At 51.1% G+C, this 11,963-nt stretch carries 9 protein-coding genes; all 9 read left to right on the plus strand.

The genetic code is table 11. The features are described from left to right. Nucleotides 1-658: 658 nt before the first annotated feature. Nucleotides 659-1,036, plus strand: a complete 378-nt coding sequence (gene sdhC / locus EOJ37_RS05680; protein ID WP_127958739.1) for a succinate dehydrogenase cytochrome b556 subunit — start codon at nt 659-661, stop codon at nt 1,034-1,036. Continuing rightward, nucleotides 1,030-1,374, plus strand: coding sequence for a succinate dehydrogenase, hydrophobic membrane anchor protein (sdhD, locus tag EOJ37_RS05685; protein ID WP_127958741.1), 345 nt, complete (start codon nt 1,030-1,032; stop codon nt 1,372-1,374). The genes sdhC and sdhD overlap by 7 nt, the downstream gene beginning before the upstream one ends. After that, on the plus strand, nt 1,374-3,140 hold the full coding sequence (gene sdhA, locus EOJ37_RS05690) for a succinate dehydrogenase flavoprotein subunit (protein WP_127958743.1): 1,767 nt from the start codon (nt 1,374-1,376) through the stop codon (nt 3,138-3,140). Before sdhD ends, sdhA begins: the two co-directional genes overlap by 1 nt. Nucleotides 3,141-3,156: 16 nt before the next feature. After that, nucleotides 3,157-3,873, plus strand: a complete 717-nt coding sequence (locus tag EOJ37_RS05695; RefSeq protein WP_127958745.1) for a succinate dehydrogenase iron-sulfur subunit — start codon at nt 3,157-3,159, stop codon at nt 3,871-3,873. A gap of 466 nt (nt 3,874-4,339) precedes the next feature. Further along, nucleotides 4,340-7,147, plus strand: coding sequence for a 2-oxoglutarate dehydrogenase E1 component (sucA, locus tag EOJ37_RS05700; RefSeq protein WP_127958747.1), 2,808 nt, complete (start codon nt 4,340-4,342; stop codon nt 7,145-7,147). Nucleotides 7,148-7,165: 18 nt separating this feature from the next. After that, complete coding sequence (gene odhB / locus EOJ37_RS05705) at nt 7,166-8,383, plus strand: 2-oxoglutarate dehydrogenase complex dihydrolipoyllysine-residue succinyltransferase (RefSeq protein ID WP_127958749.1); 1,218 nt, start codon at nt 7,166-7,168, stop codon at nt 8,381-8,383. Nucleotides 8,384-8,494: 111 nt separating this feature from the next. After that, nucleotides 8,495-9,661, plus strand: a complete 1,167-nt coding sequence (gene sucC / locus EOJ37_RS05710; RefSeq protein ID WP_127958752.1) for an ADP-forming succinate--CoA ligase subunit beta — start codon at nt 8,495-8,497, stop codon at nt 9,659-9,661. Nucleotides 9,662-9,664: 3 nt separating this feature from the next. Next, on the plus strand, nt 9,665-10,537 hold the full coding sequence (gene sucD / locus EOJ37_RS05715; RefSeq protein WP_127958754.1) for a succinate--CoA ligase subunit alpha: 873 nt from the start codon (nt 9,665-9,667) through the stop codon (nt 10,535-10,537). 333 nt (nt 10,538-10,870) lie between these two features. Then, nucleotides 10,871-11,881, plus strand: a complete 1,011-nt coding sequence (glpX, locus tag EOJ37_RS05720) for a class II fructose-bisphosphatase (RefSeq protein WP_127958756.1) — start codon at nt 10,871-10,873, stop codon at nt 11,879-11,881. The last annotated feature ends 82 nt before the right edge of the window (nt 11,882-11,963 follow it).

Below are 11,963 nucleotides of genomic sequence, written 5' to 3' on the forward strand. Positions count from 1 at the left end.
TCGATTATCAGTTGTTGTCTCGCGGCAGTGCGCCAAATTCTCCGATACTGGCAACACACTGTGATTGCTGCACGCTGCCGGTGACTAAACTGGTGAGCGCCGATGAGGCCCACTGGAATAGGCTCTATGGTTTACCAGAGGTAGAACTCTACTTTGTACCACTGACTACCGATTTGTAACGTGTTACACGATTAAGTGCAACTGTAACGCTCTGACATCAGCAATAAAATTACTGCTGCTACTGCATGTTAACCTGGCGGACAGAGAGAGCATCAGCAGTTAGCTAAGATGCTAACAAACTGTTATTTTTGATGGTTTATTGTTTTTATCACACGGGTTTATCGTCACTGAAAGCGTGCAGTCAGATAATATCCTTACTACTTGTAAGGTATATGTTGCCCAGATGTCAAACAAGATTATCTATTTTGTGCTAAATGTGATAATCGTGATCAAAATCACTGTTCGAGGCAAATGTTGCCAAAGCGATTGTGGGGTAATTGTAATGGGAATGTGAACCTCCTATACTGCCGCCAGGTCTCCAGATTACCCTGAAAAAGGAGCGCCCAACGTTGATTTTTCGTTTCAACGTTGTCTGAAACCCGGCTAGCGGGCAGAGAAAGGGAAATAATAAGACAACAAGAGCGGTGTAGGTAACAGTGTGAAAAAACAAAGGCCTGTAAATCTGGATTTGAAAACGATCCAGTTTCCTGTAACAGCGATTGCGTCCATCTTACATCGGGTTTCTGGCGTGATAATTTTTCTATCCGTTGGCATTCTCCTGTGGTTGTTGCACCTGTCGCTCTCATCTCAAGAAAGTTTTCAGCAAGTTCAAACGATAATCGATAGTCTGTTCGTCAAGTTGATTATCTGGGGCATCTTAACGGCATTGGCTTATCATATTTGCGCCGGTATCCGTCATTTATTGATGGATTTTGGCTATCTTGAAGAGAGTTTGATTGCCGGAACCCGTTCAGCTCAGGCTGTGCTGGTTATCACCATCGTGTTATCACTGTTAGCGGGGATACTGGTATGGTAAACAACGGTTCGGCACTAGGACGTAACGGTGTGCATGACTGGTTATTACTGCGTGCCTCAGCTATCGTCATCGCCCTGTATGTTATCTATTTGCTCGCTTTCATCATCACCTCTGAAATCACCTACCAGAACTGGCAAGCATTTTTTGCCTTCTATCCGACCAAAGTGTTCACTCTGCTGACTTTGCTGGCGGTGCTAGTGCATGTCTGGATTGGTATCTGGCAAGTACTGACTGACTATATCAAGCCGTTAGCACTGCGGTTGCTGCTGCAACTGGTCACGGTATTGATGTTGCTGGTCTATCTGCTGTTCGGAACCCTTGTTGTGTGGAGTGTTTGATGAAACTGCCTGTCAGAGAGTTTGATGCTGTTGTTATTGGTGCTGGTGGTGCAGGTATGCGCGCGGCACTACAGATTTCGCAAGCTGGGTCGAGTTGTGCCCTGCTATCGAAAGTCTTTCCTACCCGTTCCCACACTGTTTCTGCCCAAGGCGGAATTACTGTGGCACTCGGCAATAGCCACCAGGATAACTGGGAATGGCACATGTACGACACGGTGAAGGGATCAGACTATATTGGCGATCAGGATGCCATTGAATACATGTGTAAAACTGGCCCAGAGGCAATCCTCGAGCTGGAACACATGGGCCTGCCGTTCTCCCGCCTGGATGATGGTCGTATCTATCAACGCCCATTCGGTGGGCAGTCACTCAATTTTGGTGGTGAGCAAGCAGCACGCACAGCTGCTGCGGCCGACCGCACCGGTCACGCATTGCTGCACACGCTCTATCAGCAAAACCTGAAAAACAAAACCACCATTTTTTCTGAGTGGTATGCGCTCGATCTGGTGAAGAATCAGGATGGCGCTGTAGTCGGTGTCACAGCACTCAGCATTGAGAGCGGTGAAGTAGTCTATTTCAAAGCGAAAGCGACCATTCTCGCCACTGGTGGTGCCGGGCGCATTTACCAATCAACCACCAATGCCCATATCAATACTGGCGACGGGGTTGGCATGGCGCTGCGTGCCGGCGTGCCGGTACAGGATATGGAGATGTGGCAGTTCCATCCGACCGGTATTGCTGGCGCAGGCGTATTAGTGACTGAGGGTTGCCGTGGTGAAGGCGGATATCTGCTGAACAAGCATGGTGAACGCTTTATGGAACGTTACGCACCGAATGCCAAAGATTTGGCTGGGCGTGATGTTGTTGCTCGGTCAATTATGATTGAGATCCGTGAAGGGCGTGGTTGTGATGGCCCGTGGGGGCCGCATGTCAAATTGAAACTGGATCACCTGGGCAAGGAAGTGCTTGAGTCTCGTCTGCCAGGGATCCTTGAGCTATCACGCACTTTTGCTCATGTCGATCCGGTTAAAGAACCGATACCGGTGATCCCAACCTGCCACTACATGATGGGCGGTATCCCAACCAAAGTGACTGGTCAAGCGTTACGCGTGAATGAGAACGGTGAAGATGTTGTCATCCCTGGCCTGTTTGCTGTTGGCGAGATTGCCTGCGTATCGGTGCATGGTGCCAACCGCCTTGGCGGTAACTCACTGCTTGATCTGGTGGTATTTGGTCGTGCGGCCGGGCTGCATCTTCAGCAGGCCCTGGCGGAACAGGGCGAAAGCCGTGATGCCAGCGAATCTGATGTTGAAGCAGGACTGGCACGGCTGAACCGCTGGAACAACAATCGGAATGGTGAAGATCCGGTTGAGATCCGCAAAGCATTGCAAGCCTGTATGCAGAACAACTTCTCGGTGTTCCGTGAAGGCGAGGCGATGGCAAAAGGTTTGGCAGAGCTGAAAGAGTTGCGTGAACGCCTACAGAGCGCGCGTCTTGATGACCATTCGCAGGAGTTTAATACCCAACGTGTTGAGTGTTTAGAGCTGGATAACCTGATGGAGACCGCTTACGCCACAGCCGTTTCAGCGAATTTCCGCACTGAAAGCCGTGGTGCGCATAGCCGTTTCGACTATCCGGAGCGTGATGATTCACAGTGGCTCTGCCACTCACTCTATCTACCGCAAACCTCGAGCATGACTCGCCGCGCAGTAAACATGCAGCCTAAGTTGCGTGCGGCATTCCCGCCGAAAGTGCGTTCTTATTAATTGCGGAGCAAAAGTGATGAAAGTTGAATTTTCTATCTATCGCTACAACCCGGATGTTGATGACGCGCCACACATGCAGGATCACCAACTGGAGGTGGAAGAAGGGCGTGACATGATGCTGCTCGATGCATTGATCCTGCTGAAAGAGCAAGATCCGACCCTGGCTTTTCGCCGTTCTTGCCGTGAAGGTGTCTGTGGTTCAGACGGCATCAACATGAACGGTAAAAATGGCTTGGCTTGTGTCACCCCACTCTCCGCTCTGCGCAAAGGCAACAACAAAGTGGTCATTCGCCCACTACCAGGGTTACCGGTGATCCGCGATCTGGTGGTAGATATGGGACAGTTTTACGCACAGTATGAAAAAATCAAACCGTTCCTGCTCAATGATGGTAAAACGCCGCCAGCGCGTGAATATCTGCAATCGCCAGAAGAACGATCAAAATTGGATGGGTTGTATGAGTGTATTCTCTGCGCCTGTTGTTCAACCTCTTGCCCATCATTTTGGTGGAACCCAGACAAATTTGTTGGCCCGGCTGGATTATTGGCGGCTTACCGCTTCCTGATTGATAGCCGAGACACCGAAACGGCGGCACGTTTAGATGGTTTAGATGACGCATTTAGTGTTTTTCGCTGTCATGGCATTATGAACTGTGTCAATGTTTGCCCGAAGGGATTAAACCCGACCCGAGCAATTGGACACATTAAATCGATGTTGTTACAGCGTGGTGCCTAACTGAAACTGAATCTCTGTTCCGGTGATACCCTCTCGGCTGGCATAATAGCCCAGCGTGATGGTTGTACCGGGCAGCTTCTGTTTTCTGACGACGGTTTTACGCATATTAGAAGTAAACGGAGAGAAGCTCTAAAAACTGGCCTGTGATTGCGATCACAAATAATCACAAGATTTCTTGCCAATGTTTAGAGATTCATTGCAGGAGCATACTGTTCCAAAAAGAGCATGTATTAGGCCTCTGTTATAACTGCCGCCGAGCAAATTATCGGCGATACTATGCTGACTGCGCTGGTTATTGGTAGTGGCTTCAGAAGCGATATTATTAGCATGCCAAATGGATTGTTTTCTATTAAAAATTGTTGTCCATCAAAAATTGTTTTCTATGACCAACCGAAACACGGTTACACGTGTACGGTGATGATATTAACCACGGCAAAACGAATGCTTTAAAGCGTAAGGGATCATAATGCAGAACGGTGAAATGAAGGCCTGGCTGGATTCCTCCTGTTTGACGGGTGCGAACCAGTCCTACGTAGAACAGCTTTATGAAGATTTTTTAACGGATCCAAATTCAGTTGAAGAGAGTTGGCGAGTTATTTTCCAGCAACTGCCAACCTCCGGAAATAAACCGGAACAGCTCCACTCGCAAACGCGCGACTATTTTCGTCGTCTGGCGAAAGAACCAGCGCGTTACAGCAGCACCATCAACGATCCTGAAACAGATGCCAAACAGGTAAAGGTATTGCAGTTGATCAATGCCTTCCGTTTTCGTGGTCATCAACACGCCAACCTTGATCCACTTGGTTTGTGGAAACAGGAGCGGGTTGCTGATCTGGAACTGGCCTACCACAACTTAAGCGAAGCGGATTTTGAACAGAGCTTCAACGTGGGTTCTTTTGCCATCGGCAAAGACAGCATGAAGTTGGGTGATCTGTATCAAGCACTGAAACAGACCTATTGTGGCTCGATCGGTGCTGAATATATGCACATTACCGACACCCAAGAGAAGCGCTGGTTACAGCAGCGGCTCGAATCGGTGGTCGGCCAAGCCAGTTTCAGCCGCAGTGAAAAGCAGCGTTTCCTGAGTGAACTGACAGCAGCAGAGGGCTTAGAGCGCTATTTGGGGGCTAAATTCCCAGGTGCAAAACGCTTCTCGTTAGAGGGGGGTGATGCACTGATCCCGATGCTGAAAGAGCTGGTACGCCATGCGGGCAAGAATGGCACGCGCGAAGTGGTACTGGGCATGGCACACCGTGGTCGCCTGAATGTGTTGGTCAACGTACTGGGCAAAAGGCCGGGTGACTTGTTTGATGAGTTTGCAGGCAAACACAATGATCAACTGGGCACCGGTGACGTGAAATATCACCAGGGCTTCTCCTCTGATCTGGAGACCGAAGGTGGCATGGTACACTTGGCGCTGGCATTTAACCCATCGCACTTGGAGATTGTCAGCCCTGTGATTATGGGGTCGGTGCGTGCTCGACGTGATCGCCTTGATGAAGCGCGCAGCAATATGGTGCTACCGATCACTATTCACGGTGATGCAGCAATCACCGGCCAGGGTGTGGTACAAGAGACGCTCAACATGTCGCAGGCGCGTGGCTATGAAGTGGGCGGTACCGTGCGGATTGTGATCAATAATCAGGTCGGCTTCACCACCTCCAACCCGCTCGACGCGCGTTCGACACAATACTGCACCGACATCGCCAAAATGGTACAAGCGCCGATCTTCCATGTAAATGCCGATGATCCGGAAGCCGTCGCGTTTGTTTCTCGCCTGGCACTCGATTTTCGTAACGCCTTCAAGCGTGACGTCGTAATCGATTTGGTTTGCTATCGTCGGCATGGTCACAATGAGGCGGATGAGCCAAGTGCTACCCAGCCGGTGATGTACCAGAAAATCAAAAAGCACCCAACACCGCGTAAGATCTACGCCGATGTGCTGATTGAACAGAGTGTGCTGACGCTGGAAGATGCCACCGAAATGATCAACCTCTATCGCGACGCACTTGATCACGGCGATTGCGTGGTAGAGGAGTGGCGGCCGATGAGTTTGAACTCGCTAGCATGGTCACCTTACCTCAGTCGTGAATGGGATCAAGCCTATCCCAGCCAGTTTGATCTGAAACGGCTACAGGAACTGGCGCAGCGCATCAGCACCATTCCCGAGTCATTCGAACTGCAATCACGCGTAGCGAAAATCTACAGTGATCGTGCCGAAATGGCGCAGGGCAACAAACTGTTCGATTGGGGTGCCGCTGAGACACTGGCTTACGCCACCCTGGTTGATGAAGGCATCCCAATCCGTATCTCGGGTGAAGACGCAGGGCGTGGCACATTCTTCCATCGTCACGCAGTGGTACATAATCAGAAAGACGGCTCAGTCTATCTACCACTTGCCAATGTGCACAGTGGGCAAGGTGACTTTAAAGTCTGGGACTCGGTGCTGTCTGAAGAGGCGGTACTGGCGTTCGAATATGGGTATGCCACCGCTGAGCCACGCGCACTGACCATCTGGGAAGCACAATTTGGTGACTTCGCCAATGGTGCTCAAGTGGTTATCGATCAGTTCATCAGCTCTGGTGAACAGAAATGGGGGCGGATGTGTGGCCTGGTAATGCTGTTGCCGCATGGTTATGAAGGGCAGGGGCCAGAGCACTCCTCGGCACGCCTGGAACGCTACTTGCAGCTTTGCGCTGAACAGAACATGCAAGTCTGTGTCCCTTCAACACCGGCACAGGTTTACCACATGCTACGCCGTCAGGCGTTGCGCTCAATGCGTCGCCCATTGGTGGTCATGTCGCCAAAATCACTGCTGCGTAACCCGCTAGCGACCTCTTCACTGGAGGAGTTAGCCAATGGCAGCTTCCAACTGGCGATTGGTGAAATCGATGCGCTTGATGCAACAGCGGTCAAACGTGTCGTGCTCTGCTCCGGCAAGGTCTATTACGATCTACTGGAACAGCGCCGTAACAACCAGCAAAAAGATGTGGCGATCGTGCGGATCGAGCAACTTTACCCGTTCCCACATCAGGCTGTTCAAGCTGTGCTGGCGCCGTATGCACATGTCACCGATTTTGTTTGGTGCCAAGAAGAGCCGCTTAACCAAGGGGCTTGGTACTGTAGCCAGCACAATTTCCGTGATGTGATCCCGGCAGGTGCCAGTTTGCGTTATGCCGGTCGCCCGGCTTCCGCCTCTCCTGCGGTGGGTTATTTATCCGTGCACCAGAAGCAGCAACAGGCACTGGTGAATAGCGCACTGAATATTGATTAAAAAATTAAAGGAAAGCTAATGAGCAGCGTAGATATTCTTGTTCCTGACCTTCCTGAGTCAGTTGCTGACGCGACGGTAGCTGTCTGGCATAAAAAACCGGGTGATGCGGTAAATCGTGACGAAGTGGTGGTCGAGATTGAAACCGACAAAGTGGTATTGGAAGTCCCCGCCAGCGAGGCGGGAATTCTGGAAGTGATCCTGGAAGATGAGCAGGCAACGGTCAGCTCGCGTCAAATCCTTGGGCGCATCCGCCCGAGCGACAATTCAGGCAAAGTGACAGAAGAAAAGGTAAACAGTGTTGAGCCTACTCCGGCACAGCGCGCTACCGCTAGCTTGAAAGAGGAGAATAACAACTCTCTCGGCCCGGCGATCCGCCGCATGATTGCTGAGCATGATCTGGATGCCAGCGTGATCAAAGGCAGTGGTGTCGGTGGTCGCATAATACGTGAAGATGTGGAAGCCCATCTTGCCAACAGAGAAAAAGCGGCACCGGCGACAACTGCACCAAGCGTGGCAGCACCATTAGCGCTTGGTGGTCGCAGTGAAAAACGTGTACCAATGACCCGACTGCGCAAGCGTGTTGCCGAACGGTTACTGGAAGCGAAAAACAGCACGGCGATGTTGACCACGTTCAACGAAGTGAACATGCAGCCGATCATGGATCTGCGCAAGCAGTATGGTGAAGCGTTTGAGAAGCGTCACGGTGTGCGTCTTGGCTTTATGTCCTTCTACATCAAAGCGGTAGTTGAGGCACTGAAACGCTATCCAGAGGTCAATGCCTCGATTGATGGCACTGATGTGATTTACCACAACTACTTTGATGTCAGCGTTGCCGTATCAACACCGCGCGGTCTGGTGACGCCAGTATTGCGTGATGTTGATACACTCAGCATGGCTGACATTGAAAAGAAAATCAAAGAATTGGCAGTTAAAGGGCGCGATGGCAAGTTAACGGTGGAAGAGTTGACCGGCGGTAACTTCACCATCACCAACGGTGGTGTCTTTGGCTCACTGATGTCAACGCCAATTATCAACCCGCCACAGAGCGCCATTTTAGGTATGCACGCGATCAAAGATCGCCCAATGGCGGTAAATGGCCAAGTGGTGATTTTGCCGATGATGTATCTGGCTCTCTCTTATGACCATCGTCTGATTGATGGTAAAGAGTCCGTTGGCTACTTGGTAACGGTCAAAGAGATGCTGGAAGATCCAGTGCGTTTGATGCTGGACGTCTAATCCTCTGGTGGGTGCAGTCTCTGCGCCCACATGCTTGCCATCCAGTTGAAACTTTTTGCTTACAGAAAAGTAACTCGGCTGAAACCTTTAGAATGAAATAGGTATAACATCATGAATTTACACGAATATCAGGCAAAACAACTGTTTGCTCGGTATGGTATGCCAGCTCCATCCGGTTATGCCTGCTCAACGCCGCGTGAGGCAGAAGAGGCTGCATCTAAAATTGGTGCAGGCCCTTGGGTAGTGAAATGTCAGGTTCATGCTGGTGGGCGTGGTAAAGCGGGTGGTGTCAAGCTGGTCGACAGTAAAGAACAGATCCGTGCATTTGCTGAAGCTTGGCTGGGTAAGCGCCTAGTGACTTACCAGACTGATGCACTGGGGCAACCGGTCAACCAGATCCTGGTTGAAGCCGCAACTGATATCGACAAAGAGCTATATCTTGGTGCGGTGGTCGATCGTGCCACCCGTCGAGTGGTGTTTATGGCCTCCACCGAAGGTGGGGTCGAGATTGAAGAAGTGGCGGCCAAACATCCAGAACTGATCCACAAAATGACGCTGGATCCGCTAGTTGGCCCACAACCGTATCAAGGTCGTGAACTGGCATTCAAACTTGGCTTGAGTGGTAAACAGGTTAATCAGTTCGCCAAAATTTTTATCGGACTGGCAACACTGTTCCTTGAACGTGATCTGAGCATGGTCGAGATCAACCCACTGGTGATCACCAAACAGGGTGATTTGGTCTGCCTGGACGGTAAATTGGGTTGTGACGGTAACGCGCTGTTCCGCCAGCCAGAGTTGCGTGAAATGCATGATCTGTCGCAAGAAGATGAACGTGAATCGCGTGCGGCACAGTGGGAACTGAACTACGTTGCGCTTGATGGCAACATTGGCTGCATGGTAAACGGCGCAGGCTTGGCAATGGGCACGATGGACATTGTTAAACTGCACGGCGGTGAACCGGCCAACTTCCTGGATGTTGGCGGCGGTGCGACTAAAGAACGTGTCACCGAAGCATTCAAGATTATTCTCTCTGACGACAAAGTGAAAGCCGTGCTGGTCAACATCTTCGGCGGCATCGTGCGCTGCGACCTGATCGCCGATGGCATCATCGGTGCAGTTGCCGAAGTGGGTGTCAGCGTGCCGGTCGTGGTGCGCTTAGAAGGCAACAATGCAGAGCTGGGAGCGAAAAAGCTGGCGGAAAGTGGCCTGAATATCATTGCAGCAAACAGCTTAACTGACGCGGCTCAGAGCGTGGTCGCCGCCGTGGAGGGGAAATAACATATGTCCATTTTAATCGATAAAAATACCAAAGTGATCTGTCAGGGTTTCACTGGCAGCCAAGGCACCTTCCACTCTGAACAGGCGATTGCTTACGGCACAAAAATGGTCGGTGGCGTCACGCCAGGCAAAGGTGGCACCCGTCATCTGGATCTACCGGTATTCAACACCGTGCGTGAAGCAGTAGAAGCAACGGGAGCCACAGCTTCAGTGATCTATGTCCCCGCGCCATTTTGCAAAGACTCGATTCTGGAAGCGATTGATGCAGGCATCAAACTGATCATCACCATTACTGAAGGCATTCCGACACTGGATATGCTGGCAGTAAAAGTGAAGCTTGATCAAGCAGGTGTGCGCATGATCGGCCCGAACTGCCCTGGTGTGATCACGCCAGGTGAGTGCAAAATCGGCATTATGCCAGGCCACATACACAAGCCAGGCAAAGTGGGCATTGTCTCGCGCTCAGGTACCTTAACCTATGAAGCGGTGAAGCAGACTACCGATGTTGGTCTGGGGCAATCCAGTTGTGTCGGTATCGGTGGTGATCCAATTCCTGGTTCTAACTTCATTGATATCCTGCAACTGTTTGAACAAGATCCACAAACTGAAGCGATTGTGATGATCGGTGAGATTGGCGGTAGCGCGGAAGAAGAAGCCGCAGCCTACATCAAAGCACATGTGACTAAACCGGTAGTGGCCTATATCGCCGGTGTAACCGCGCCGAAAGGCAAGCGTATGGGGCACGCGGGTGCCATTATCGCCGGTGGTAAAGGCACTGCAGATGAGAAGTTTGCTGCCTTGGAAGCTGCTGGGGTGAAAACAGTACGTAGCCTGGCGGACATCGGTGATACCGTTAAGGCACTACTGGCGCGTTAAGTGTCGATTTAGTGATGATAAACCGCTCTGGTCAGTGCTGTGTGCGCTGACCAGAAGCGGGATAGTTGTCTGAAATTGCTTAGTACTGTTACTCGGTAGCAGCGAATTGACTGCCGACAACGCCGCTAAAACAGCCTGAACACGTCGTAGATAGCCATCTCAAGCAACCTTCAGCGACAAAAATAGCAACTCACCGCACGTTAATCGAATGGACTGTTAGTTCAATCAGCATCATTTATCCCCCGCCATCCTGCTCTCGGCGCTGCTGGAGCACGTTTTGTTGTGATAAACTCCGCCCATCTTTTTTCCTCTCTGATGATAAACAGGTTAGCCATGAAGCGTGAATTGGCGATTGAATTTTCCCGCGTAACGGAAGCAGCAGCACTGGCGGGTTATAAATGGTTGGGGCGTGGTGATAAAAATGCCGCTGATGGTGCAGCAGTGAATGCCATGCGCATGATGCTTAACCAAGTGGATATTGATGGTCGAATTGTGATCGGCGAAGGTGAAATCGATGAAGCGCCAATGCTCTACATCGGTGAAAATGTCGGAACCGGCGTCGGTGACGCGGTTGATATCGCGGTTGACCCGATCGAAGGCACGCGCATGACAGCAATGGGACAATCGAACGCATTGTCGGTCTTGGCGGTAGGTGATCGCAACGCGTTTTTACATGCGCCTGATATGTATATGGAAAAATTGGTGGTAGGGCCACAGGCACGCGGTGTGCTCGACCTGTCACTCCCGTTGATCACCAACTTGCGTAATGTTGCCCATCGCCTGGGTAAATCGCTGTCGGAACTGACCGTGATCACGTTGGCCAAGCCACGCCATGAGATTGTGATCAAAAAAATGCAGCAGATTGGCGTGAAAGTTTTTGCCATTCCCGATGGCGATGTTGCCGCCTCAATCCTGACCTGTCTACCGGAAAGTGAAGTCGATGTCATGTATGGCATTGGTGGCGCACCGGAAGGGGTGATTTCCGCAGCGGTGATCCGGGCACTGGATGGCGACATGCAAGCCATGCTGCTGCCACGTCATTATGTCAAAGGTGACAATGCTGAGAATCGCCGCTTGGGTGAACAAGAGCTTGAACGTTGCCAACAGATGGGGATCGTCGCGGGTGAAGTGCTAAAACTGGGCGACATGGCACGTAACGACAACGTGATTTTCTCCGCCACTGGCATCACCAAAGGGGATCTGCTGGAAGGGATCCAGCGTAAAGGAAACATGGCCACCACAGAAACACTGTTGATCCGTGGTAAATCACGCACCATCCGCCGCATTCGATCAACCCACTATCTGGATCGCAAAGATGCCTCGCTACACCCATTTTTGCTCTGAGCGGTGCAGCCTTTTATCGTGAAATAAGCGGTTAACCGGCGAGCATAAACGCTCGCCCGTTAATGTAATGCATTGGTATCAG

Origin of the sequence: Serratia microhaemolytica (assembly GCF_004011885.1) — a bacterium.
Lineage (GTDB): Bacteria > Pseudomonadota > Gammaproteobacteria > Enterobacterales > Enterobacteriaceae > Serratia_G > Serratia_G microhaemolytica.

Coding starts and splice junctions, on each gene's coding strand:
- sucC (WP_127958752.1), top strand. CDS start 8,495: ATGAATTTACACGAATATCAGGCAAAACAACTGTTTGCTCGGTATGGT.
- sdhD (WP_127958741.1), top strand. CDS start 1,030: ATGGTAAACAACGGTTCGGCACTAGGACGTAACGGTGTGCATGACTGG.
- sdhA (WP_127958743.1), top strand. CDS start 1,374: ATGAAACTGCCTGTCAGAGAGTTTGATGCTGTTGTTATTGGTGCTGGT.
- sucD (WP_127958754.1), top strand. CDS start 9,665: ATGTCCATTTTAATCGATAAAAATACCAAAGTGATCTGTCAGGGTTTC.
- glpX (WP_127958756.1), top strand. CDS start 10,871: ATGAAGCGTGAATTGGCGATTGAATTTTCCCGCGTAACGGAAGCAGCA.
- EOJ37_RS05695 (WP_127958745.1), top strand. CDS start 3,157: ATGAAAGTTGAATTTTCTATCTATCGCTACAACCCGGATGTTGATGAC.
- odhB (WP_127958749.1), top strand. CDS start 7,166: ATGAGCAGCGTAGATATTCTTGTTCCTGACCTTCCTGAGTCAGTTGCT.
- sucA (WP_127958747.1), top strand. CDS start 4,340: ATGCAGAACGGTGAAATGAAGGCCTGGCTGGATTCCTCCTGTTTGACG.